The organism is Microbacterium sp. SY138 (assembly GCF_039729145.1).
Lineage (GTDB): Bacteria > Actinomycetota > Actinomycetes > Actinomycetales > Microbacteriaceae > Microbacterium > Microbacterium maritypicum_A.
Map to the genome: position 1 here is coordinate 2216220 of NZ_CP155793.1, position 23915 is coordinate 2240134.

Annotated in this window: 23 protein-coding genes and 1 tRNA gene; 12 read left to right on the plus strand and 12 right to left on the minus strand. The window is 68.9% G+C overall.

Annotation, left to right across the window (positions count from 1 at the left end; translation table 11 throughout):
- Nucleotides 1–21 precede the first annotated feature (21 nt).
- A complete protein-coding gene (gene cysK / locus ABDC25_RS10560) occupies nucleotides 22–960 on the plus strand; it encodes a cysteine synthase A (RefSeq protein WP_347122882.1) in 939 nt (312 codons plus the stop codon).
- Nucleotides 961–968: 8 nt separating this feature from the next.
- Nucleotides 969–1541, plus strand: a complete 573-nt coding sequence (gene epsC, locus ABDC25_RS10565) for a serine O-acetyltransferase EpsC (protein WP_029258405.1) — start codon at nucleotides 969–971, stop codon at nucleotides 1539–1541.
- Nucleotides 1542–1562: 21 nt separating this feature from the next.
- On the opposite strand, the gene ABDC25_RS10570 is transcribed toward epsC, so the two are convergent.
- Both ABDC25_RS10570 and ABDC25_RS10575 read right to left on the minus strand, forming a co-directional pair.
- On the minus strand, nucleotides 1563–1970 hold the full coding sequence (locus ABDC25_RS10570) for a phage holin family protein (RefSeq protein ID WP_031207104.1): 408 nt from the start codon (nucleotides 1968–1970) through the stop codon (nucleotides 1563–1565).
- Between the two features lie 70 nt (nucleotides 1971–2040).
- Nucleotides 2041–3585, minus strand: coding sequence for a CitMHS family transporter (locus ABDC25_RS10575; RefSeq protein WP_347122884.1), 1545 nt, complete (start codon nucleotides 3583–3585; stop codon nucleotides 2041–2043).
- A gap of 168 nt (nucleotides 3586–3753) precedes the next feature.
- Between ABDC25_RS10575 and ABDC25_RS10580 the strand changes: the two genes are divergently transcribed.
- Together ABDC25_RS10580 and ABDC25_RS10585 are read left to right on the plus strand one after the other, a co-directional pair.
- Complete coding sequence (locus ABDC25_RS10580) at nucleotides 3754–5397, plus strand: sensor histidine kinase (protein WP_347122886.1); 1644 nt, start codon at nucleotides 3754–3756, stop codon at nucleotides 5395–5397.
- The gene (locus ABDC25_RS10585) at nucleotides 5394–6047 is read left to right on the plus strand and encodes a response regulator (RefSeq protein WP_021199362.1); all 654 of its coding nucleotides are present in this window, start codon (nucleotides 5394–5396) and stop codon (nucleotides 6045–6047) included. Before ABDC25_RS10580 ends, ABDC25_RS10585 begins: the two co-directional genes overlap by 4 nt.
- 21 nt (nucleotides 6048–6068) lie before the next feature.
- On the opposite strand, the gene prfA is transcribed toward ABDC25_RS10585, so the two are convergent.
- The 5 genes from prfA to lysA all read right to left on the minus strand — a co-directional run bounded on the left by prfA (nucleotide 6069) and on the right by lysA (nucleotide 12960).
- Nucleotides 6069–7148 carry a peptide chain release factor 1 gene (gene prfA, locus ABDC25_RS10590; RefSeq protein WP_021199361.1) on the minus strand — a complete coding sequence of 360 codons (1080 nt, stop codon included), beginning with the start codon at nucleotides 7146–7148 and terminating at the stop codon, nucleotides 6069–6071.
- 11 nt (nucleotides 7149–7159) lie between these two features.
- Nucleotides 7160–9070, minus strand: a complete 1911-nt coding sequence (rho, locus tag ABDC25_RS10595) for a transcription termination factor Rho (RefSeq protein WP_347122889.1) — start codon at nucleotides 9068–9070, stop codon at nucleotides 7160–7162.
- A 180-nt stretch (nucleotides 9071–9250) separates the two neighbouring features.
- Nucleotides 9251–10213, minus strand: coding sequence for a homoserine kinase (gene thrB, locus ABDC25_RS10600; protein ID WP_029258410.1), 963 nt, complete (start codon nucleotides 10211–10213; stop codon nucleotides 9251–9253).
- Nucleotides 10214–10215: 2 nt separating this feature from the next.
- Nucleotides 10216–11520 carry a homoserine dehydrogenase gene (locus tag ABDC25_RS10605; protein ID WP_029258411.1) on the minus strand — a complete coding sequence of 435 codons (1305 nt, stop codon included), beginning with the start codon at nucleotides 11518–11520 and terminating at the stop codon, nucleotides 10216–10218.
- 21 nt (nucleotides 11521–11541) lie between these two features.
- The gene (gene lysA, locus ABDC25_RS10610; RefSeq protein ID WP_347122891.1) at nucleotides 11542–12960 is read right to left on the minus strand and encodes a diaminopimelate decarboxylase; all 1419 of its coding nucleotides are present in this window, start codon (nucleotides 12958–12960) and stop codon (nucleotides 11542–11544) included.
- Between the two features lie 147 nt (nucleotides 12961–13107).
- Between lysA and ABDC25_RS10615 the strand changes: the two genes are divergently transcribed.
- From ABDC25_RS10615 to ABDC25_RS10630, 4 genes are read left to right on the plus strand one after another with little or no spacing between them, the layout of a single operon-like run.
- On the plus strand, nucleotides 13108–14154 hold the full coding sequence (locus ABDC25_RS10615; RefSeq protein WP_347122893.1) for a YihY/virulence factor BrkB family protein: 1047 nt from the start codon (nucleotides 13108–13110) through the stop codon (nucleotides 14152–14154).
- A 55-nt stretch (nucleotides 14155–14209) separates the two neighbouring features.
- Complete coding sequence (locus tag ABDC25_RS10620; protein WP_021199355.1) at nucleotides 14210–15112, plus strand: alpha/beta hydrolase; 903 nt, start codon at nucleotides 14210–14212, stop codon at nucleotides 15110–15112.
- On the plus strand, nucleotides 15090–15671 hold the full coding sequence (locus ABDC25_RS10625) for a TetR/AcrR family transcriptional regulator (RefSeq protein ID WP_021199354.1): 582 nt from the start codon (nucleotides 15090–15092) through the stop codon (nucleotides 15669–15671). Before ABDC25_RS10620 ends, ABDC25_RS10625 begins: the two co-directional genes overlap by 23 nt.
- Before the next feature lie 2 nt (nucleotides 15672–15673).
- Entirely contained in the window at nucleotides 15674–16423 is a 750-nt protein-coding gene (locus tag ABDC25_RS10630; RefSeq protein ID WP_347122895.1) for an alpha/beta fold hydrolase, read from the plus strand.
- A gap of 44 nt (nucleotides 16424–16467) precedes the next feature.
- Here ABDC25_RS10630 and ABDC25_RS10635 read toward each other — a convergent pair whose 3' ends face one another.
- Both ABDC25_RS10635 and argS read right to left on the minus strand, forming a co-directional pair.
- The gene (locus ABDC25_RS10635; RefSeq protein ID WP_315072990.1) at nucleotides 16468–17313 is read right to left on the minus strand and encodes a DUF2993 domain-containing protein; all 846 of its coding nucleotides are present in this window, start codon (nucleotides 17311–17313) and stop codon (nucleotides 16468–16470) included.
- Nucleotides 17314–17353: 40 nt separating this feature from the next.
- On the minus strand, nucleotides 17354–19018 hold the full coding sequence (argS, locus tag ABDC25_RS10640; protein ID WP_347122897.1) for an arginine--tRNA ligase: 1665 nt from the start codon (nucleotides 19016–19018) through the stop codon (nucleotides 17354–17356).
- A 92-nt stretch (nucleotides 19019–19110) separates the two neighbouring features.
- Here argS and ABDC25_RS10645 point away from each other — a divergent pair, with 92 nt between their 5' ends.
- Both ABDC25_RS10645 and ABDC25_RS10650 read left to right on the plus strand, forming a co-directional pair.
- On the plus strand, nucleotides 19111–19926 hold the full coding sequence (locus ABDC25_RS10645) for an SGNH/GDSL hydrolase family protein (protein ID WP_243844754.1): 816 nt from the start codon (nucleotides 19111–19113) through the stop codon (nucleotides 19924–19926).
- A 16-nt stretch (nucleotides 19927–19942) separates the two neighbouring features.
- Nucleotides 19943–20015 (plus strand) — tRNA-Arg (locus tag ABDC25_RS10650).
- 163 nt (nucleotides 20016–20178) lie between these two features.
- Here ABDC25_RS10650 and ABDC25_RS10655 read toward each other — a convergent pair.
- The 3 genes from ABDC25_RS10655 to ABDC25_RS10665 form a co-directional block, all read right to left on the minus strand.
- Nucleotides 20179–21021 carry a helix-turn-helix transcriptional regulator gene (locus tag ABDC25_RS10655; RefSeq protein WP_021199349.1) on the minus strand — a complete coding sequence of 281 codons (843 nt, stop codon included), beginning with the start codon at nucleotides 21019–21021 and terminating at the stop codon, nucleotides 20179–20181.
- A gap of 111 nt (nucleotides 21022–21132) precedes the next feature.
- Nucleotides 21133–21888, minus strand: coding sequence for an SDR family oxidoreductase (locus tag ABDC25_RS10660; RefSeq protein ID WP_347122900.1), 756 nt, complete (start codon nucleotides 21886–21888; stop codon nucleotides 21133–21135).
- Between the two features lies 1 nt (nucleotide 21889).
- Nucleotides 21890–22774 (minus strand): aldo/keto reductase, encoded by an 885-nt coding sequence (locus ABDC25_RS10665; RefSeq protein WP_347122902.1) that lies wholly within the window; start codon nucleotides 22772–22774, stop codon nucleotides 21890–21892.
- Nucleotides 22775–23098: 324 nt separating this feature from the next.
- Between ABDC25_RS10665 and ABDC25_RS10670 the strand changes: the two genes are divergently transcribed.
- Nucleotides 23099–23401, plus strand: coding sequence for a hypothetical protein (locus ABDC25_RS10670; protein WP_347122904.1), 303 nt, complete (start codon nucleotides 23099–23101; stop codon nucleotides 23399–23401).
- Between the two features lie 58 nt (nucleotides 23402–23459).
- Nucleotides 23460–23897: a cupin domain-containing protein gene (locus ABDC25_RS10675; RefSeq protein WP_029258425.1), complete on the plus strand. Its 438-nt coding sequence runs from the start codon at nucleotides 23460–23462 to the stop codon at nucleotides 23895–23897.
- Nucleotides 23898–23915 lie beyond the last annotated feature (18 nt).

Consider the following 23915-nt stretch of genomic DNA (forward strand, 5'->3'; position numbering starts at 1 on the left):
CCCCGCACAGGAAGGCTCACCATGCCCGGTATCCACTCCGACATCACGACCGCTTTCGGCAACACCCCGCTCGTCCGGCTGAACAGGGTGACCGAGGGACTGGGCGCCACCGTCCTCGCCAAGCTCGAGTATTACAACCCTGCGTCGAGCGTGAAGGATCGGATCGGCATCGCCATGATCAACGCCGCCGAGGCATCGGGCGAGCTGCAGCCGGGCGGCACGATCGTCGAGTCGACCAGCGGCAACACCGGCATCGCCCTCGCGATGGTGGGTGCCGCGCGCGGCTACCGGGTGATCCTCACGATGCCTGCCTCCATGTCGAAGGAGCGCCGGGTCCTGCTCAAGGCGTTCGGCGCGGAGATCGTGCTCACCGATCCCACCAAGGGCATGAGCGGTGCGATCGAGGAGACCAAGCGCATCGTCGCCGAGACCCCCGGCGCGATCTGGATCCGGCAGTTCGAGAACGCCGCGAACCCCCAGATCCACCGCGAGACCACGGCGCAGGAGATCCTGCGCGACACCGACGGCGCCGTCGACATCCTCGTCGCGGGCGTCGGTACCGGTGGGACCGTCACCGGAACCGGGCAGGCGCTCAAGGCCGCCAAGCCCGGCGTCCAGGTGATCGCCGTCGAGCCCAAGGACTCCCCCGTGCTGACCGAGGGACGCCCCGGCCCCCACAAGATCCAGGGGATCGGCCCGAACTTCGTCCCCGACGTGCTCGACCGCGACGTGCTCGACGAGATCCTCACGGCGGAGTTCGACGAGTCCATCCGCGTCGCGCGTGAGCTCGCGGCCAAGGAGGGTCTCCTCGTCGGCATGTCGTCGGGTGCTGCCGTCGCCGCGGCGCTCAAGGTCGCCGCCCGTCCGGAGAACGCTGGCAAGACGATCGTCGTCGTGATCCCGGACACCGGTGAGCGCTATCTCTCCACCGCGCTGTTCGAGGACCTGCGCGAAGACTGAGGCTGTCGATGGGCATTTTCGGGCGGATGCGCGAGGACATCGCAGCAGCGCGCCTCCGCGATCCAGCCGCGCGCAGCGCCGTCGAAGTCGCTCTGCTGTACCCCGGCCTGCATGCCATCTGGGCGCACCGCGTCTCGCACGCGCTCTGGCGGCGACGGCTGCGCCTGCTCGCGCGCGCCGGTTCGCAGGTCTCGCGCTGGCTCACCGGGATCGAGATCCACCCCGGTGCGAGGATCGGCCGGCGTTTCTTCATCGATCACGGAATGGGCGTCGTGATCGGGGAGACCGCTGTGGTGGGCGATGACGTGATGCTCTACCACGGCGTCACCCTCGGCGGACGTACGCGGACATCGGGCAAGCGTCACCCCACGCTCGGAGACGGCGTCGCCGTGGGCGCCGGTGCCAAGATCCTGGGGCCCGTCACGATCGGCGCGGGATCCGTGGTCGGGGCGAATGCCGTCGTCACACGCGATGCCCCGGCTGACAGCGTGCTCGTCGGGGTGCCGGCGAAGCCGCGCCACCGCACGCTCGGAGAAGACACCAGGGCGCTCCTCACCGCTCCCGACCACTACGCGATCTGAACCCGGTGCCGCGTGGGCCCGTCAGCGGCGTGCGGACTTCACGGACTCGACCTTCTTGCGCAGGAAGATGAGAGGGAGCACTACGCTGCCCACCGCGGTGATCAGCCACACGATGACCGAACCGAGCAGCCAGCCGGTGAGGTCCGTGATGCGCAGCCCGCCGATGGGGAGCAGGACGACGACGATGAGGGAGATCAGCGTCGAGAAGATCCCGATGCCTCCCATCAGCACCGGCGCGTAGCGATTGGCGACCTTGGCGACCCACGGCGCGAGCACGCTCTGCAGGATCGCGAAGATCAGGATGCAGATGACGAAGCCCCACCACTTGTCCCATTCGATCTCGAAGCCGTCGAGCAGGAGGTCGGCGGCGATCAGGCCGAGACCGGCCGACACCACGTAGAGCAGGCCGCGGAAGAGGAATGTGATCACGCGCCGAGCATAGCGCTCCGCACGCCGGCCGTCGGGGAACACAGCATCCGCGCTCCCCGTCGGCGGGTCGTCACTGCGCCACGAAGAACGGGACGGCGCCGGTCAGGATGCCGACACCGAGCATGACCAGCGAGACGATCGTCGCACGCCACAGCACCTTGCGGTGGTGATCACCGAGGTTCACGCTCGCGAGCGACACGAGCAGCAGGATCGCCGGCACGAGCGGGCTCTGCAGGTGCACGGGCTGCCCCGTGATGGACGCCCTCGCCATCTCGACAGGATCGATGCCGAAGTTCGCCGCGCTCTGGGCGAGCACCGGGAGGATGCCGAAGTAGAACGCATCGTTCGACATGAAGAACGTGAACGGGATCGAGAGGACGCCGGTGATCGGCGCCAGGAAAGGTCCGAGGGCCGGCGGCAGCACGTTCGTGATCCAGGTGGCCATCGCATCGACCATCCCGGTGCCGGTGAGCACGCCGACCAGGACCCCGGCCGCGATGACCATGGAGACGACCCCCACGATGCTCGGAGCGTGCGCCACGATCTCCGACGCCTGCTCCTTGATGCCGCGGAAGTTGATGACGAGGGCCAGCCCGGCACCCACCATGAACACGTACGGCAGCGGCAGGATGTCGAGCACCAGCAGCACCATCACCGCGACGGTGAGCACCAGGTTGAACCAGATGAGCTTCGGCCGGAGGGTGGGGCGTGCAGGATCCAGCATCGTGTCGGCCATGGCCGTATCGGCAGGATCGACGTTCGCGGCCGAGACAGGGGCGTGTCCACCGGCGACGACCACCAGGTTCCCGGTGCGCAGCGACGCACGTGCACCCGGCTTCGGCTCGGCTCCGCGGAAGATCTTCGGCACCGTCGAGAGCGATCCCCCGTCGGCCCCGACCAGCAGCCCCCCGGAGTCCAGCCGTCCGAGTCGACGGCGTTCCTGCAGCCCCAGGATCCACGCGAAGCCGAGCGTCACGACGATCCCGGCGCCCAGCGCGGGAAGCATCGGGACGAAGATGTCGGTCGGCTGCAGTCCCAGAGCGGTCGCCGCCCGGACCGTGGGCCCTCCCCACGGCACGATGTTCAGGGTGCCGTTCATGAGTCCGGCGACGCACGTCAGCACGACCGGGCTCATCCCCAGTCGGAGGTATATCGGCAGCATCGCCGAGGTCGTGATGATGAAGGTCGTCGAGCCATCGCCGTCGAGGGACACCGCACCGGCGAGGATCGCGGTGCCGAGCACCACCTTGGCGGGATCGTCTCCGAGCAGGCGGGTGATCAGCCGGATGAGGGGATCGAAGAGCCCCACGTCGATCATGATGCCGAAGAACATGATCGCGAACATGAGCAGCGCCGCGGTCGGGGCCATCGCGCCGATCGAGTCGAGGATCATGTCGCCGAGGCCGAGGCCCGCTCCCGCGAAGAGTCCGAACGCGGTCGGCACGAGGATCAGGGCCACCATGGGCGTGAGGCGCTTGGTCATGATGAGCGTCATGAACGCGAGCACCATGGTGAATCCGAGGAGCACCAGCACCCACTCGGGCGGCACGAACGCCACGTCGTAGGTCGGCGCCTCTTCGGCGGCCGCGAACAGGCCGGTGAGTGCGTCTGGCATGCGTTGACTCCTTCGTCGTGGCTCCGTCATCGGCGACGGATCCTGTCGAGACTAGGCAATCGACCACGTCCGGGTGCGGTATCCCGCATTCCCCGACGTTGTGCGCGTAGCGTGGGTTCTGCGCATATTGCGCGGCAGGAGCGGAGGAGAAGCACGGTGCCGAGGACGATGTCGACCAGACCGCGGTTCGCCACGCGCGCCCTGCTGCTCCAGCTCGCCACGGTGACCCTCGTCGTCGCCCTCTGTACGGGCGTGTATCTGCTGCTCACCGTGCAGCAGTTGCGCGCAGAGGCCGAGTCGACCGCGTTGGGCATCGCCCGCACCCTCGCCGAGGACCCGCAGGTACGTGCAGAGGTCACGCGCATCTCGCTCTCGGACGGCACTCCCGACGCGGCGGAGCTGCGCGACGGCGACCTGCAGCGCATCGCCTCCGACGTGACGAGCCGCACCGGCGCGCTGTTCGTCGTGCTCACCGATGACAACGGCATCCGACTCGCGCACCCCACTCCCTCCCGCATAGGAGAAGTGGTCAGCACTCCCTACGAGGAGGTGCTCGCCGGCGCGGAGGTGGTCGACTGGCAGACGGGCACACTCGGCGAATCCGCACGGGCGAAAGTCCCCGTCCGCAACGACGCCGGTACGCCGGTGGGCGAGGTCAGCGTGGGTTTCGAGCGTGCCGGGGTGTTCGATGATCTCCCTCCCCTGCTGACGGTGATCGGAGTCACAGCGGCGGGTGCGCTCGCCCTGGCCGGCCTCGCATTCCTGCTGCTCCGCCGGCGCTGGGAGCGTCTGACCTTCGGAGTCCAGCCGGAAGAACTCGTGGCACTCGTCCAGAACCAGACGGCGGTGCTGGACGGCGTGGACGACGGCGTCATCGCCGTCGACCCCCGAGGAGTGGTGCGCGTGAGCAATGCCGCCGCCGATCGCCTGCTGGGGCTCCACGATCCCATCGGAAGGCCCATCGAGGAACTCGGCCTGACCACAGCCGTCCTCGAGGCGGCGACAGGCGCACGCCCCCGTTCCCGTGCCATCGTCGGCGACCGGATGCTCTACCTCGACTCTCGCCCCGTGGTGCGCGACGGCCACGCGCTCGGCGACGTGCTGATCGTGCGTGATCGCACGGATCTGGTCGCCCTGACCGAGCGGCTGGAGACCGTCAGGACGATGACGGCGGCGTTGCGCGTACAGCGGCACGAGTTCGCCAACCGCATGCATGTGGCGGCCGGGCTCATCGACGCCGATCGGGTGCGAGAGGCGCGCACGTTCCTCGGCGAACTCGTGGAGCGGGGGCCGGTGGTGTTCCCCGTCGTCGGATTGGACCTCCTCGGCGATCCCTTCCTGCACTCGTTCCTCGGCGCCAAGGGCGTCGAGGCCGGGGAGCGCGGGGTGGCCCTTCGGATCGCGGACGACACCCAGGTGCTCGGGACCGTCCGCGAGGCGGAAGACGTCGCCACCGTGCTCGGCAACCTCATCGACAACGCCGTTGCCGCCGCCGTCGCAGGCGAGCGGAGACCACGCTGGGTCGAGGTCGCCGTGCTGGACGACGGCGACGCCCTCGTGTTCACCGTCTCCGATTCGGGGTCCGGCCTCGGGGGCAGCGACCCGTGGGCGCCGCCGTCGCGGGAGCAGGATGCCGCCGGAGACGTGCACGGGCACGGGATCGGGCTGCCCCTCTCGACGGAGATCGCCCGTCGGAGCGGTGGAGACCTCTGGGTGATCGATCCGGGCGGGCCCGACAGCGGCGCGGTGTTCGCCGCGCGCATCGGCGGAGCCATCGACAGAGCCCGCCACGATGAGAAGGAGAACACATGACCGAGCCTCTGCGCGTGCTCATCCTCGACGACGACTTCCGAGTGGCCCAGCTGCATCAGGGCATCGTCGAGGAGCACCCCGGCTGCACCGTCACCGAGACCGTCCGCTCCCTCGCAGAGGCACGCGACAGCATCCGCTCGTCGCGCCCTGACCTCCTCGTCGCCGACGTCTTCCTCCCTGACGGCGACGGCATCGCGCTCGTACGGGAGTCCGGGGTCGACGCCATCCTCATCTCCGCGGCCGACGACGCGTCCACCGTGCGCAGGGCGCTCCGGTCGGGGGCCGTGGGCTACCTCGTCAAGCCGTTCGAGCGACGAGCGCTGTCGAGCCTCCTCGACCGCTACATCCGCTATCGGAACCTCCTCAGCGGTGATCGTGCGCTGCGCCAGGAAGACATCGATCGCGCCGCGGCGATCCTGCACGGTGCAGGTGAGCCGGTGTCGATCTCGCGCTCGGCGACGGAGCAGCTCGTGCTCGCGGCACTCGGCGACGGCGAAGCCTCAGCCGCCGAGATCGGCGAACGCGTCGGGATCTCCCGCGCGACCGCACAACGGCATCTGGCGGCGCTGGCCGCCAGGACCGTCGTCGAGGTTCGACTCAACTACGGCACGACAGGACGTCCCGAGCATCGGTACATCGCACGGACCTGATGCGGGGCGCGTGCCCCTCGCTCAGGACTCGGAGCCGACCGCGGCGAGCCGGGCTTCCTCGTCGGCGGTGATGGCGCTCTCGATCAGCGGATCGAGTGCGCCGTCCATCACCTGATCGAGGTTGTACGCCTTGAACCCGGTGCGATGATCCGCGATGCGGTTCTCGGGGAAGTTGTAGGTGCGGATGCGCTCCGAGCGGTCCATGCCCCGGATCTGCGATCGGCGGGCGTCGGAAGCCGCGGCGTCGAGTTCCTCCTGCTGTCGCGCGAGCAGGCGGGCGCGCAGCACACGCATGCCGGCCTCGCGGTTCTGCAGCTGGGACTTCTCGTTCTGCATCGAGACGACGATGCCGGTCGGCACGTGGGTGATGCGCACGGCGGAGTCCGTCGTGTTCACGGACTGGCCGCCGGGGCCGGACGACCGGAAGACGTCGATCTTCAGGTCGTTCTGGTCGATGTGGATCTCTTCCGGCTCATCGACCTCGGGGAACACGAGCACACCGGTGGTGGAGGTGTGGATGCGCCCCTGCGACTCCGTCGCCGGTACACGCTGCACGCGATGAACTCCGCCCTCGTACTTCAGGTGCGCCCAGACGCCCTGTGCGGGATCGGAGGACGAGCCCTTGATCGCGACCTGGACGTCCTTATAGCCGCCGAGGTCGGATTCGTTGCGCTCGAGCAGCTCCGTCTTCCAGCCCTTGGAGGCCGCGTACTGGATGTACATGCGCAGCAGGTCGGCGGCGAACAGCGCGGATTCCGCGCCGCCCTCCCCCGCCTTGATCTCCATGATCACGTCACGGGCGTCGTCCGGGTCGCGCGGGATCAGCAGACGTCGGAGGCGCTCCTGCGAGAGCTGAAGCTCCTCCTCCATCGCCGGGATCTCCGCGGCGATGGACTCGTCCTCGCGGGCGAACTCGCGAGCGGTCTCCAGATCGTCGGTGGCAGCGACCCAGGCCTCGTAGGCGGCGACGATGCGCGACAGCTCGGCGTAGCGGCGATTGACGCGCTTGGCCCGGGCGGCGTCGGCGTGCACCGCCGGGTCGGAGAGCTCCTCCTGCACCCGGCGATGCTCATCGATCAGAGTCTGGACGGACTCGAACACGGCTCAGCCGCTCAGCGGATGTTGTTGTCGTGCCCGTGCGCACCCGAGGGGAGCGTCGGGATCGACTTCTGCATCTGCACGAGGAACTCGACGTTCGAGTTGGTCTCCTTGAGCTTGCCGAGCACGACCTCGAGGGCCTGCTGCTGGTCGAGGCCGGCGAGGGCGCGACGCAGCTTCCAGGTGATCTTGACCTCGTCGGCCGAGAGCAGCATCTCCTCGCGACGAGTGCTCGACGCGTTCACGTCAACCGCCGGGAAGATGCGCTTGTCGGCCAGCTGGCGGGACAGACGCAGCTCGCTGTTGCCGGTGCCCTTGAACTCCTCGAAGATGACCTCGTCCATCTTGGAGCCGGTCTCGACCAGCGCCGTGGCGAGGATCGTGAGGGATCCACCGTTCTCGATGTTGCGCGCAGCGCCGAAGAAGCGCTTGGGCGGGTACAGCGCCGACGCGTCGACACCACCGCTGAGCACACGACCCGATGCCGGGGCCGCCAGGTTGTAGGCCCGGCCGAGGCGGGTGATCGAGTCGAGCAGCACCACGACGTCGCGGCCGAGCTCGACCAGGCGCTTCGCGCGTTCGATCGCGAGTTCGGCGACGGTCGTGTGGTCTTCGGCCGGACGGTCGAACGTCGAGGCGATGACCTCGCCCTTGACCGAGCGCTCCATGTCGGTGACCTCTTCGGGGCGCTCGTCGACGAGCACGACCATGAGGTGGACCTCAGGGTTGTTCTGCGCGATCGCGTTCGCGATCTGCTGCAGGACGATGGTCTTTCCGGCCTTGGGCGGCGCGACGATCAGGCCACGCTGGCCCTTGCCGACCGGGGCGACCAGGTCGATGATGCGCTGGGTCAGCTTCTCCGGAGCCGTCTCCATGCGCAGGCGCTCCTGCGGGTACAGCGGGGTGAGCTTACCGAACTCCACGCGGGTGGCCGCGTCGTCGATCGAGAGGCCGTTGATCGAGTCGACCTTGACGAGGGCGTTGTACTTCTGGCGCCCCTGCTGCTCGCCCTCACGCGGCTGCTTGATCGAACCGACGACCGCGTCGCCCTTGCGCAGGTTGTACTTCTTCACCTGACCGAGCGACACGTACACGTCGCTCGGACCGGCGAGGTATCCGGTCGTACGGACGAACGCGTAGTTGTCGAGCACGTCGAGGATGCCGGCGATCGGGATCAGGACATCGTCCTCGCCGATCTCGGTGTCGAACTCGTCGGTCGGCACACCGCTGCGGCGCTTGTTGCGCTGACGGTTGCGGTTGTTGCCACCGGCCTGGTCGTCATCGGCAGCGGGCTGTGCCTGCTGCTCCTGCGCCGCGCCGTTCTGGCCACGTCCGCGGTTGCGGCTGCGGTTGCGGTTGCGACCGCGGCCACCCTGCTCCTCGCCACCGTCGGACGAGTCCGAGTCGCCGTTCTGCGAGTTCTCCGCAGGCGCGGCGTCGGAACCGGTTTCCGCCGTCGGCTCGGCAGCGGGCGGCTCGGCGTCGGCAGCGGGCTTCTGTGCTCCGCGGCGTCCGCGCCCGGTCGTCTTGGGTGCGGGCTCGGCCGGCGCCTCGGCCGTGGCAGTAGCTGCGGCATCGGCAGCAGGCGCTTCGGCGGCAGCGGTATCCGCGGCAGGAGCCTCGGCATCCGCCTTCTTCGCACGGCTGCGGCTCGGGCGCTTCGCCTTCGGCGCGGCTTCGGCGGCATCTGCGCCGGCGGATGCGGAATCGGCTGCAGCCGCTTCCGGCGCGGCATCCGTCTTCGCCGCCTTCTCGGCCTTCGCCGCCTCGGCCTTCTCGGCCTTGGCCGCAGCCGTCGCGGTGCTCGCACGACGCGGCGCGCGCTTGCGGGCAGGCGCGGACTCGGTCGTCGACTCCGCGGATGCCGCGGGTGCCTCGGCGGTGGGCGCCGACTGATCGTTCTGGGTCTCGGAGAGGTTCTCCACGAGTACTCCCTTATATGTCATGGGGAATGAGCGTTGAACGCACACAACGGGTGCTGCGCGCGATCGCACGGGCTGACGCTCGGCGCCAGCCAGCCTCGGCAGGCGGCTCTGGAATGAGCTCTGCCACAGGGGTTTGCGTGCGGGTCTTGCAAGAGATGCAATGGGGCCAGATTCACGCAGTTACGTGGAGCCCTCCGCTCGAGTCCCCACTGTACCACCACGGACGTCGACTGCGAGCAGGAGCGCCTCCCACGGGGTGTCGGTGACTCGATCGGCCAGCTCGACCGCATCCTGGCGGCTGCCGGGACCGTCGGCAAGCACGAGGACGCTCGGGCCGGCTCCGGAGACGACGGCCGCGAAGCCTGCGGCCCGCAGTGCCTGCACGAGACGCTGCGTCTCGGGCATGGCTCCGGCCCGGTAGTCCTGGTGCAGGCGGTCGGCGGTCGCGTCCAGGAGGAGTTCGGGGCTCTGCATCAAAGCGGCGATCAGCAACGCCGAGCGCGAGACGTTGAACACGGCATCGGCGGTGGACACCTGCGGGGGCTGCAGCGATCGCGCCTGCGACGTCGACATCGTGTACGCGGGGACGAGCACGAGAGGCGACACGCCGCGATGCACGAGCAGCTTCTTGTGCTGTGGTCCGCGCTCGGACATCCACGCGATCGTCAGCCCGCCGAACAGCGCCGGAGCCACGTTGTCGGGGTGGCCCTCCAGCTCGGTCGCGAGGCGGAGGAGGTCGGTGTCGCCGATCTCGACGTCGCCCGCGAGCAGCCCCTTCGCGGCGAGGACTCCCGCGGCGACGGCGGCTCCGGAGGACCCGAGGCCGCGACCGTGCGGCACGCCGTTCTCGGCGACGATCCGCAGCCCGGGTACCGGGCGGCCAGCGTCGGCGAAGACGTACGCGATGGTGCGGACGATCAGGTTCGACTCGTCGCGGGGGATCTCGGTCGCGCCGGATCCCGTCACCTCGATCTCCAACTGCCCCGGAGGCAGGGCCGTCACCTCGAGGGTGTCGTAGATGCTGAGCGCCAGGCCCAGCGTGTCGAAGCCGGGGCCGAGGTTGGCGCTCGTCGCGGGAACCCGCACCTCGACGGTGCGCCCCGGCACCGCGTCGCCTGCGGCCGGCGCGAGGGCTGCCGCCATCGTCACTCGCCCTCCACCCGGAGCACCGAGACCACGCGGGCCACGACCTCGCTGTCGGCGAGAGCGTCGACGGTGGCGCTGAGTGCCTGCTCGGTCGCGCGATGCGTGCCGATGATCAGACGGGCGGTCGGTTCGTCCTCCCCCTCGACGGTCTGCACGACCGTCGCCACCGAGACGTCGCCGTCGCTGAGGATGCTCGCGACGGTGGCCAGCACGCCGGGCGCATCCGCGACCTCGAGCGTGATCTGGTAACGGGTGGTGACGTGGCCGATCGGCACGACGGGAAGGTTGGCGCGAGTGGACTCCCCCACCCCGACCCCGCCGGCGATGTGGCGACGGGCGGCCGAGACGACGTCGCCGAGCACCGCGGACGCGGTCTGCACACCGCCGGCACCTGCACCGTAGAACATCAGCGAGCCGGCGGCCTCGGCCTCGACGAACACCGCGTTGTTCGCGCCGTGCACGGAGGCGAGCGGATGCGAGGTGGGCACAAGGGCCGGGTAGACCCGCACCGAGATGGACTCGGCGCCGTTCGCCTCGATGCGCTCGCAGACGGCGAGCAGCTTGATCACGAAGCCGGCGGCGCGAGCCTCTTCGATCATGGAGGCCGTGATCGAAGTGATGCCCTCGCGGTAGACGGCGTCGAGCGGGACCGCGGTGTGGAACGCGAGACTCGCGAGGATGGCGGCCTTCTGCGCGGCGTCGTACCCCTCGACGTCGGCCGTGGGATCGGCCTCTGCGTAGCCCAGGCGCTGCGCATCGGCGAGCACGTCGGCGAAGTCGGCGCCCTCGGTGTCCATCCGGTCGAGGATGTAGTTCGTGGTGCCGTTCACGATGCCCATGATGCGCACCACACGGTCGCCGGCGAGCGAGTCGCGCAGCGGACGGATGATCGGGATCGCTCCCGCGGCCGCGGCCTCGTAGTACACGGAGGCGCCCACGCGGTCGGCCGCCTCGAAGAGTTCGGGCCCGTGCGTCGCCAGCAGCGCCTTGTTGGCTGTCACGACGTCGGCTCCGGATCCGATCGCCTGCAGGATGCTCGTGCGGGCCGGCTCGATTCCGCCGATGAGCTCGATCACGATGTCGGCACCCAGGATCAGCGACTCGGCGTCGGTGGTGAAGAGCTCCTTGGGCAGGTCGACGTCACGGGGAGCGTCGACGTCGCGCACGGCGATGCCGGCGAGCTCCAGTTCGGCGCCGGCACGGTCGGCGAGCTCGTCGCCGTGTCGCAGCAGGAGTGCCGCCACCTGAGAGCCGACCGCTCCGGCACCCAGCAGCGCCACGCGAAGTCGTCGGTAATCAGTCATGGTTACTCCTTCGGAGGTGGGTCATTGGTCTCCCTCGGGGGCGCTCGCCCCGTCGATGCCCGCGTCGCGGGCCAGCACGTCGTCGATGGTCTCGCCGCGGACGATGACCGTCGAACGTCCACCGCGCACGGCGACGACCGGCGGACGCGGCACATGGTTGTAGTTGCTCGCGAGCGAGACGCAGTACGCGCCGGTCGCCGGAACCGCGAGCAGATCGCCCGGCACGAGGTCTTCGGGCAGGTACTCGTGGTCGACGACGATGTCGCCGGACTCGCAGTGCTTGCCGACCACACGGCTGAGACGGGGCTCGCCCTCGCCCACGCGGGAGGCGAGCCGTGCGGAGTACTGGGCCCCGTACAGAGCGGGACGCGCGTTGTCGCTCATGCCGCCGTCGACGCTGATGTAGCGGCGCACGGCTCCGGAATCGATCGTGACGTCCTTGGTCGTGCCGACCTCGTAGATCGTGACGCCCGCCGTGCCGACGATGGCACGGCCCGGCTCGAACGAGAGCGCGGGGACGGGGATGCCCCGAGCCGCGCAGTCCTCGGCGACGGCGGTGATGATCGCGCCTGCGAGTTCCTCGATGGGCGTCGGGTCGTCGACGCGCGTGTAGGCGATGCCGAAGCCGCCGCCGAGGTTGAGCTGCGGCACGGGGCCGCCCTCGAGCAGCGCCGCATGCAGGTCGAGCACGCGGGACGCCGATTCGCGGAACCCGGCGACGCCGAAGATCTGCGATCCGATGTGGCAGTGCAGACCGGCGAAGACCAGGCCGGGGAACTCACGGATGCGCGCGACAGCCTTCTCCGCATCCGGGAGCGGGAAGCCGAATTTCTGGTCCTCGTGAGCGGTCGCGAGGAAATCATGGGTCTCGGCATGGACCCCGCTGATCACGCGCACCAGCACACGCTGTGTGGCTCCGGTGCGAGCGGTGATCGCCGCGAGGCGCTCGATCTCGACAGCGCTGTCGACGATGATCGTGCCGACGCCGACCTCGACGGCTCTCTCCAGCTCGGCGACCGACTTGTTGTTGCCGTGGAAGCCGATGGATGCCGGCACGACGCCGGCCGCGAGAGCCACCGCCAGCTCTCCCCCGGTGCACACGTCGACGCGAAGCCCCTCGTCGACCACCCACCGCGCGACCGTCGTGCAGAGGAACGCCTTGCCCGCGTAATAGACCTGAGCCGTGGTGCCGTTCTCGGCCGCCGCCTGGTCGAAGGCGAGCCGGAACCGCCGTGCACGCCCCCGCACCTCGTCTTCGTCGAGCACCAGCAGCGGGGTGCCGTAGGTGCGGGCGAGCGTGGTGGCGCTGACGCCCGCGATGTCGAGAACGCCGTCGGGATCGCGCACCGCGGAGGCGGGCCAGACGCCGTCGGCGAGGTCGTTCGCGTCTTCGGGGACGGCGAGCCATTCCGGAGCGAGCGAATCGGCAGGGAGAAGCACTGATCACCAATCGTGGGAAGGATCTCGGGCGGGGCACGCACATCGAGGCTGACCCGATTCTAGGGCACCGCCCGGTCGCCCTTGGTCAGGGTGACGCGCGGCGTCAAGCCCCTGCGGGCGACCGGCGTCGCCTCATAGTGTGGGGGCGTGACGAACAGCGAAACGAGATCAGACTCCCCCGCAGAGCCGGGACTCATCGCGCGCATCACCGGGCCGGTGATCGCCTGGGCTCTCGCGCGCCGACCGGTGCGCGCCGCGCTGCTCTACACGGAGCGTCGCGGACCGATGCTCGCCGACAGCGTCACGTACCGGGCGCTCTTCAGCGTGTTCGCCGGCGTGCTGCTGGGCTTCTCCATCGCGGCGCTGTGGCTCGCCGGGAATCCCGTGGCCTGGCAGGCGATCATCGACTCCGTGCAGACGGCGGTACCGGGGCTCATCGGCGAGGACGGCGTGATCAAGACCGAGGATCTGCGTGCGCCCGCCTCGCTGTCGATCGCCGGGATCATCTCCCTCGTCGCCCTCGTGGGGTCCGCGCTCGGCGCCATCGGCTCACTGCGCACGGCCGTGCGCGTGCTCGCCGGGACCGTGCAGGACGACATCCTCTGGATCTGGGTGATCCTGCGCAACCTCGCGCTCGCGCTCGGCATCGGTGTCGCGTTCGTCGCCTCGGCCTTCCTCACCTTCGCCGGCCAGCTCGGCGTCACATGGATCGCCGGAATGCTCGGCCTTCCCGAGGACTCACCCGTCGCGGCCTGGACGGTGCGCCTGGTGTCGCTCGTGGTCGTCTTCGCCCTGGACGCGGTGATCATCATCGGTGTGTTCCGCCTGCTGTCCGGAGTCCGCCCGTCGCCTCGATCGCTCTGGTCCGGTGCGCTGCTGGGCGCGCTGGGACTCCTGGCACTGCAGGAGCTGTCTGGCCTCTTCGTGGGTGGCGCCACGAGCAATCCGCTGCTGGCCTCGTTCGCCTCGCTGCTCGCGCTGCTGATCTGGCTGAACTTCTCCGCACAGGTGATGCTTTTCGCCTGCGCCTACATCGTGACGGCCGAAGAGGAGAAGTCCGATCGCGTGCACGCGAAGTTCGCGGCGACCACGTTTCCGCAGCGAAGACTGCAGCGCGCGGAGGTCGACGTGCAGATCGCCACGGCCGAACTGCGAGCGGCGCAGAAGGCCGCGAGTCCTGACACCACTTCGTGACCGGGTGCCCTCGTTGTGACCAGATCAAGTAGATTGGTCACAACGAGAGGATGCCATGGATCCCCGACGCACGAGCATCGTCCTCCCCCATGCCACGGTCTCCGCTCTGGAGTGGCGACCGGCATGCGAGTCCGGTGTGCCCGTCCTGCTCCTGCACGGCGGCGGTGCCGATAACGCCGAACTCTCGTGGAGTGCGGTCGGACATGCTCTCGCCGAGGCGGGGCATCGCGTGATCGCGCCCGACCATCCGGGCTTCGGGCAGAGTCCACGTCCGGACCGGCCGCTCACTCAGGAACGGCTCGTGCGATACGTGGGCGAGCTCGTCGACGGGATCGGTCTCGCCGACTACGCCGTCGCCGGCCTCTCACTCGGCGGCGGCATGGCGGTCGGGCATCTCCTGGATCGACCCGGCCGCGCGCGATCAGCGATACTGCTCGGATGCTACGGTCTGATGCCCCGTCTGGCCGACGGCTTCTCCGGTCGGCTCACGCACTTCGGCACATTCCTCCTGCTGCGTTCGGGTCTGCTCGCCCGGATGACCCGCGCGTACGCGCACAACCGTTCAGCGATGGAACGAGGGCTGCGAGAGCTGGTGCGGAACCCGACAGCGCGCACGCCTGAACTCGTGGATGCGGTGCTCGCCGAGGCCGCCACCGGCACCGGCCTGGAGACGTTCGGGGAATGGCAGCGCGATCAGGTGCTCTGGAATCGACTGCGCACCGTGTACGTCGAGCAGCTGCCTTCGATCACGACGCCCACGCTCCTCGTGCACGGCGATCGTGACTCCGGCGTTCCCCTCGCGCGCATCCGGATCGCCGCCGAGCAGCTGCCGGTGGGGTCGCTGGTGACCGTACCCGGTGCCGGACACTGGGTGCAGCGCGACCGCCCCGACCTCGTCATCCCGGCCATGCGGGAACACCTGGAAAGGAGCGGCGATGCCCAGACCCCGCGTCCCTGACCGTCGCGAGCGCATCCTCGACGCGGCCGAACGACTGGTGCTCGCGCAAGGCTTCGACAGCGTGAGCGTATCGTCGATCGCCGACGGCGCCGGGATCGGCAAGGGTGCGGTCTATCTGGAATTCAGCGGCAAGCGGGAGATCCTCGATGCACTCCTGCAGCGCGGGACGACGCGCATGAATGACCGCGTGAGCCGCGAACTGGGCGACCGACCCCGCCTGAGTTCTGCGTATCGCGCCTCCGCACGCGCGCTGAGTGCCGATGCGCTGATGACAGCGGCGTTCCTCGACGACCGTGGCATCCTCGGTGCGCACGTGGCGGAGATCACGGACGGCCGGTATCGCGATCGGCAGCGACGCGTCGTCGAGTGGCTGCACGGCCTGCAGCGGCGCGGCGAGATCGTGGCGGACGTGGACGTCGAGGCGCTCGCCCTCGCGCTCTCGAGCGCGTCGATCGGCCTCCTCTCGGCGGCTCGACTGCTCGGACCGTTCGACTCCGCGCAGCTCGAACGCGCGATCGACACGATCGGCCGCATGGCCGAGACCTTCGAGAGGACCTGACCATGCATGTGGAGAGCTTCGGAGCACGCGACGGACATCCCCTGCTGCTCCTGCACGGTGGAGGTGTCGCCGGGTGGATGTGGGAGCCGCTGCGCGCGCACCTCGGCGAGGGTCTGCGCATCGTCGTCCCCGATCTTCCCGGACATGGTCACAGCACCGACGAGGCATATGTGTCTCACGCGGTCACGACCACGGCCCTCGCCCGCCTGCTGGACGACTTCGGGAGACCCGCCACGGTCGTCGGCTTCTCACTCGGCGCCCAGCTGACCGTGCAGCTCGCAGCTCGGCACGCAGAGAGGGTGCGGAACGTCGTCGTGGTCAGCGCACAGGCCGTTCCGATGTGGGCGACCCGTCCCACACTCGCCCTTCTCGGCGCGACCGCCGGCCTCGCGAAGAAGCAGTGGTTCGCCCGGATGCAGGCCCGGGAGCTGTTCATCCCGGACAAGCTCCTGGACGACTACGTGCGTACGTCGGCCGGCATCTCACGGGCGAGTCTGCTGCGCTCCGTCGAGGAGAACCTTCGATTCTCACCACCGCCAGCCTGGCGGTCGTATCCCGGAGCGGCGTCGATCCTCGTCGGGGGGAAGGAGAGGTCGCTCATGAAGCGCTCAGCGGCTCTGCTCCACGCTTCACTCCCCCACAGCGATCTGCGCGTCGTCGACGACTGCGGACACGGCATCCCCCTGCAGCGTCCCTCGTGGCTCGCCCGACACATCGAGGCGACGCTCGACGAGCCCCCTCACCCCGCGTAGCCCGGGACGCCGGGGTGAGAGCGCCGCCGGAAGACGACTCGGGGTCAGCTCGGGCAGACGCCCTTGTCCTGGAGCGTGGTGTCGGTGACGATCGCCCCGTCCACATCGATATCGATCACCGCCGCACCGTCGACGACCTCGAGCCCGGTGAGGGTGAGGCCTGCGGGCAGCTGATCGGCGATGCACACCCGTTGCGGTTGCGTCAGCCCTTCGCCGATGGCGCCGAGAGTGGAGGCGACCCGGTCGATGTCGATGTCCAGTCCGCCGATACTCGCGGCGACCGGTGTCAGCTCGAGGTCGCCGTCGGTTGTTCCGGGCGTGAGCGTGAGCGACAGCGGAACGGCGGCCCCGAGCACGCTGATCGACCCGCTCACCGTGGCGTTCGGGGCGGCGAACTCCACGGAGTCGACGGGCAGATCGGTCCCGGCGAGCAGAGAGGTGAACTGCTCCTGATCGATGCGGATGGTCCCGGAGGCGCCGCCCAGATCGCCGCCGTGCAGCGGGACGTCCGTCGCTGTCACATCGACGGCGCCCGTGATGCCCTCCAACGTCACCGAATCCGTCGACAGACGCAGCGTGTCGAGGGTGCCGCCGATCAGCTGCGGCAGCAGGAGCCCCTGCGTCTCGACGTCGAGCTGCTGGTCGGCGGGCAGGTCGAGCTGTTCCACGACGATCGACCGCACGACGCCGGGGAGCACGGCGCGAGCGATGAGTTCCGCAGCGACCACGAGCACTGCGAGCACGACGACCACGATCAGCAGCACCCATGGCCAGCGGGGCCGTGTGCGCGGCGCGGCCGCCTCCTGAGCGGAGGCGGAACCGGGGATCACGAGCGTCGGATGCTCCGCGGCGGCGTCGGGGTACGGCAGGGTGTGGTTGTCGTCGCTCATGCCTGCCATCCTGCCGCACCGAGAAGAACGCCGAGCCGCACTACATCCGCTCTGGTGCGGAGACGCCGAGGAGCTCGAGTCCGTTGCGCAGCACCTGACCTGTGGCGTCGTTGAGCCACAGCCGGGTGCGGTGGACGCTCTCGATCGGGTCTTCACTCAGCGGGATCACGCGGCAGTTGTCGTACCAGCGGTGGTACAGGCCGGCGAGCTCCTCGAGGTAGCGGGCGACACGGTGCGGTTCGCGCACCTCGGCGGCGAACGCCACGATGCGCGGGAACTCCTGCAGCGCACCGAGCAGCGCCGCCTCGGTCTCGTGCGTGAGCGTCTCGGGAGCGAACTCCGAGCGGTCCACACCGGACTGGCCGGCGTTGCGTGCGACGTTGTGGGTACGCGCGTGGGCGTACTGCACGTAGAACACCGGATTGTCGTTCGTGCGCTTCTGCAGCAGCTCGGGGTCGAGGTCGAGCGGCGAGTCGGCAGGCGAGCGCTCCAGCGAGTATCGCAGCGCATCGCTACCGAGCCAGTCGAGCAGATCATCCATCTCGATGATGTTTCCCGCACGCTTGCTGAGGCGCGCACCGTTGATCGACACCATCTGGCCGATGAGCACCTGGACGTTCTTCTCCGGGTCCTCTCCTGCCGCTCCGGCGACGGCCTTGAGGCGGTGCACGTAACCGTGGTGGTCGGCGCCGAGAAGGTAGATCTTGTTCTGGAAGCCGCGGTCGCCCTTGTTCAGGTAGTAGGCGGCGTCGGCGGCGAAGTACGTGTACTCGCCGTTCGACCGGCGGATGACACGATCCTTGTCGTCACCGAAGTCGGTCGTGCGCACCCACACGGCGCCCTCGTCGTCGAACACGTGTCCCTGTTCGCGCAGACGGTCGACGGCCTGGTCGATCAGGCTCGTGCCGGACGCGTCCTTGGCGTGCAGCGTGCGCTCCGAGAACCAGACGTCGAACGGCACGTTGAAGCGGTCCAGCGAGCTCTTGATCTCGGCGAGCTGGAATTCGTACGCGAGTTCCATCGCGACGGCGGCCTGCTCGGCATCCGGCAGCTGCAGCAGGTCGGGTCGCGCCTCGAGCACACGACCGGCGAGGGTCGTGATGTACGCACCCGGGTAGCCGCCCTCGGGGGTGGGCTCGCCCTTCGCCGCCGCGAGCACCGAGCTCGCGAAGCGCTCCATCTGCGCACCGGCGTCGTTGATGTAGTACTCACGCACGGCGTTCGCACCGCTCGCGAGGAGCAGACGCACGATCGAGTCACCGAGAGCAGCCCAGCGCGTATGGGCGATGTGCAGCGGTCCCGTCGGGTTCGCCGACACGAACTCGACGTTCACACTCACTCCCGCCTGCGACGTGTTCGTGCCGTAGGCGGCGCCGGCATCGACGATGACCTTCGCCAGCGCACCCGCCGCTGCGGCGTCGAGACGGATGTTGATGAACCCGGGGCCGGCGACCTCAGCGCTGGCGATGCCGTCGACCTCGGCGAGGCCGTCGACGATCTGCTGCGCGAGCTCGCGCGGGTTCGTGCCGAACGGCTTGGCCATGCGCATGGCGATGTTCGAGGACCAGTCGCCGTGGTCGCGGTTGCGGGGGCGCTCGAGCACGATGTCGGCTGCGGAGAGCTCCAGCGGCTCGCCGGGACGTCGTTCCTCGGCGATCGGGGCGAGCACGGCGAGGAGGGCTGCGGCGAGGGTTTCGGGGTTCATAGCCTCCCCAGTTTACGGGGCCGGAAGGTCACGACCGACGGCGCGGGGCTTCCCGAATTTGCGTTCGGCCTCCGGTGATCTACTCTCATGCCATGAAGCCGCCCGCCACCCGTCGCCGAGTGGGCGCCGCCGGTATCGCCGCCGGCCTGCTCATCGCCGTCGCGGCAGTGGTCCTCGGCGTGTGGCGGCCATGGATCCCGGCGCCCTCCACGACTCCGATCAGCGCACCCGCCGATGCGGCATCCGGCCCCTCGGCGGTCATCGCTCCGGCGCCGCTCGTCCTGCCGGAGCATCCGACCGTGCTGGTGTTCGGCGACTCCTGGACCTACGGTTCGGCGGCGACCGTCCCGACCCTCGGCTACGCCTACCTGTTGGCGGACCTGCTCGACGGCGAAACCGTCGTGAACGGAGTCCGCGGGAGCGGATACCTGAAGCCCGGGATCGACGGCCCCTCCTTCGGCGAGCGGATCGCCGCCCTCGACACGTCCCTCTCGCCGGATCTCGTCATCATCCAGGGGTCCATCAACGACCGCGCACAGGGCGTCGCCGGGTACCGCGAGGCCGTCAACGCCGCGTGGGACGCGATGGCCGCCACCTACCCGGAGGCGACGATCGTGGTGCTCGGTCCGGCGCCGCACGAGCTCCCCGTGGGCGCGGCCACCGCGCGTATCGACGCGGATCTCTCCGAGCTCGCCGCCGCACGCGGCTGGTGGTACATCTCCCCCATCGCCCAGGACTGGATCACCCCGCAGAACTACCTCGACGTGATCGACGTGGAAGCGGGACGCCAGCATCCCTCCACGGACGGCCACCGTTATCTGGCCGAGAAGCTCGCTGCGGCGCTGGACGAACTGCGCGCCGCGCCCGTCACTGTGGCCGGTGGGTCGGAGACCACCCCCGACGAGTGATATTGTCGATCGGTACGCCTCCGTAGCTCAGTGGATAGAGCGCCGGTTTCCGGTACCGTAGGTCGCAGGTTCGACTCCTGTCGGGGGCACACACGTTGTACGCGAATGGAACGTCAATCCATACGAAGTCCATCCGAGTATGAGAAAGCCGCCTGGTTTCAGGCGGCTTTTCTCGTACACAGGACCGGCGAGCACTAGTGGGGCTTCGGACCCGCGTCATGGCGAGCACCGGGCCCGCTCGACGTCGGTGGATCACTCCGACTGAGCGCTCTCCATGGCGGACAGACTCCCCAGCAATCGGAGACGCTCTTCGGTGGGGCCGCCCGGCGAGGGGGTCATGGTGAACATGACGAGCCCGGGATCCGCAGGCAGCTCGAAACCCTCGTAGTCGAAGAGGAGCGCCCCGACGTCCGGATGGTGGATCCGTTTGCTTCCGGTGCGGTGGAAGCGAACATCGTGGGCTGCCCAGCGCGTACGGAAGACGTCACTACGCGTGACGAGTTCGCCGATCAGATCGGTGAGGTCCTTGTCGTGCGGGTTGCGTCCCGCTTCGATTCTGAGTGAGGCGACGATGCTGTTGGCCCCGGACTCCCAATCGACGTAGAAGTTCTGCGCAGCGGGGTTGAAGAACGTGTAGCGGGCGTTGTTGCGCTGATTGGCGGCGTCGTCCAGAATCGGCGCGAAGACGGCCCGACCGATGACGTTCACGGCGAGGAAGTCCTTGCGTGCGTTCGAGATGTAGGCGGGAACGCTGATGCTGTCCAGGAGTCGCTGAAGCGCGGGCCGGATGACGGGCGTCGCAGCCCGCGGACGTGCGCGTGCCGAACGGTTCGGGGCGGCGTTTCGGGCGAGGTCATGGAGGTGGGCGAGCTCGGCGTCGTCGAGGTGGAGTGCGCGCCCGAGCGACTCGAGCACTTCCGGGGAGACGCCGGACAGGTTGCCGCGCTCCATCCTGGCGTAATAGTCGACGCTCATCCCGGCCAACATGGCCACCTCTTCGCGGCGGAGACCGGTGACACGTCGTCGGCCTCCGCCGATGATGCCGGCCTGCTCCGGGGTGAGTCGTGCTCGCCGCGTGGAGAGGAACTCACTCACCTCGGCTCGTTGTGTCATGCCTGCCACGTCGTGCCTTCCCGTCGTGTGTGGATGGGTGTCGTGTGCGGATACGTTCCGACCGGCGGCGCTCACGAGCCGCCGGTCGACGAGCTACCGGCCGAGCCGGCTCAGGTCGTCCCGCACGGTGGCCGGTTCGTCGGTGAGGGGCATGTTCGGGATGTCGAGTGCGCCGTCGATTCCAGTATCTCGGACGAGCGCCTCGAACTCGGGGGCCAGGTCCTCCTGCGCTGCCCCTCGCTCCGCGACCAATTCAAGGGTTCGGTGGTCCGCCGCGTCGATCTCCAGACAGTCGAGCAGCACGCGCGCGATCTGGTCGCGGGCGATGACCCCGTCTGCCGGCGAGGCCGTGCTGCACTGGTCCCCTTGGCGGAAGACGATGTGGCGCTCGTCCGGTGCGTTGTAGTCGAACCAGCCGGGGCGGACGACCGTGTACCGGTTGCCGGACGCGCGGACGAGGCGCTCGGCCCTCCGTTTCCAGTCGTGACCTTCGTTCGCCCGATCCGTCGTGCCGACAGCGGTCATCAGGGCGATGCGCACAGGGCGTCCGTCGAGCACAGTGAGCACATTGGCCACTGCTCCGTAGTCGACCTTCTCGGCGACACCATGGCCACCATGGGAGCCGTGGACGAAGACCACGGAGCCGATCCCGGCGACAGCGTCCGCCAGCGTCTCGGCCGAGGTGAGATCACCGATGACGATCTCCGCGCCCTCCGGGACCCGCGCGGCACGAGATGCGTCACGCACCAACGCGCGCACGTGTCGTCCTCTCGTGAGAGCCTCGCGGACGACGTGCACGCCGATGCTTCCGGTCGCCCCCACGACGAGAACCGTGGACTGCTCGCTCATGTCAGTTCTCCGGGATATCGCGACCGAACGCCTCGAGCGTGATGACCTCGGGCTCCGGGCCCCCGCGAACGCCGGTATCGAGAGCGTCGATGCGAGCGATCTCGTCGTCTGTGAGTTCGAAGTCGAACACGTCGAAGTTCTCCGCAATACGAGCAGGCTTCACCGACTTGGGGATGGCCTGGACGCCGTTCTGGATGTGCCAGCGGAGCATCACCTGCGCTGCCGACTTTCCATGTGCGTCGGCGATGGCGACGATGACGGGGTCGTTGAACGTGCTCTGGGAATCGTCCCCTCGGTAGGACGTGATGCCGCCGATGGGCGACCAGGCCTGTGTGAGGATGCCGCGGTCCTTGCCGAACGCCTGCAGCTCGCGCTGCTGGAAGTACGGGTGCACCTCGATCTGGTTCACCGCCGGCACGATCTCGGTCTGCGCGAGCAGCGTCGTGAGGTGGTCGACCATGAAGTTGCTCACGCCGATGGCGCGGACCTTGCCCTCGGCGAGGAGAGTCTCCAGCGCCGTGTAGGCGGCGATGGTCTTGTCGAACTCACCGGGGAGGGCCTGGTGGAGGATGAAGAGGTCGATGACGTCGACCTGGAGCTTGCGGGCGCTCTTCTCGAACGCGTGCAGCGTCTGGTCGTAGCCGTAGTCGCTGATCCAGACCTTCGACTCGATGAACACGTCGTCGCGGGAAAGACCGGACGCCTTGACGGCGTCGCCCACTCCTCGCTCGTTGGCGTATGCGGCGGCGGTATCGATGAGACGGTACCCCGTGGAGAGGGCGGAAGAGACAGCCTCGACCGTTTCGTCCGGCGGTGTCTGGAAGACGCCGAAACCCAATGCGGGCATCTCGACGCCGTTGTTCAGGGTGAGGTGAGTGTTCGTCATGGGATCGACACTATGACCATCCATCAGCACCTGGGAGTGACTGTCGTTACACGGATAAGCGGTCAGTCCCGCCCGCCGCAACGCAGCACCAGGGGCCACCTATCCAGGTAACAGCAGAGCACCCCAGGCGATGAGGCATGGGCGTACCGTCGAAACATGGCCCGCACCGCTTCCCCGCAACGCCCTACGAAAGTCGGGCGCCGGGTCGCCGCTGCTGTCGGCATCGTGGCATCGGCCGTCTCGATCGCCGCGTGCGCCGGATCAGACGATGCACGGCCCGACGTCTCGGCACCATCAGCACCACCGAGGGTCGAGGGAGACGCCGTGACCACGGACGCCTATCGTGACGGAGAGTACTCCGCACGCGGCTGGTATGGCTCGCTCCCGTCCCATCACGACGTGACTCTCACCATCGAGAACGGCATCGTCACAGACGTCGACATCACCACGCCGGCAGATGACGAGATATCGCTGGGGTATCAACAGCGGTTCGCTGATGCCCTCCCGAGAGAGGTGGTGGGCACGCCGCTCGACGACATCGTGGTCGACCGACTCGCGGGATCCAGCGGATGTTCGGAAGGGTTCATGAACGCGCTCGCCGACATCCGCGAGAATGCCCTCCGCTGACCCGACTCCCCGCCTCCTCTGCCCCCCCTTTCTCCTTCACTGCGACGGGAACGCCACTGTGAACCTCGAACCGACCACACCGACCGCCAAGAACACTGCAGACCAGTTCGTGGGAGACGTCTGGGTGGACCGAATCGCCGCACCGCACGATGGGGACCAACGGATGACCGTGGCCATCGTCAAGTTCGCACCCGGGGCGCGCTCCGCGTGGCACTCGCACGCCCGAGGTCAGTATCTTCGTGTCACCCAGGGCGTCGCCCGCTTCGGGACGCGCGACGGGCAGATCATCGACGTGCATCCCGGAGAGACGCTGTACACGCCGCCTGGACAGGATCACTGGCACGCCGCTGCGGGAGACTCTTTCATGGAGCACATCGCCATGCTCGAGAACGCGGACGACCCTGCGGAGACCACGGAGTGGAAAGAGCACATCACCGACGACGACTACGCGGGGCGCTTCGACCGGCGGACCGGAGATCCTGCTTCGCGACAGTAGGGCGGGAGTGGCGACGCC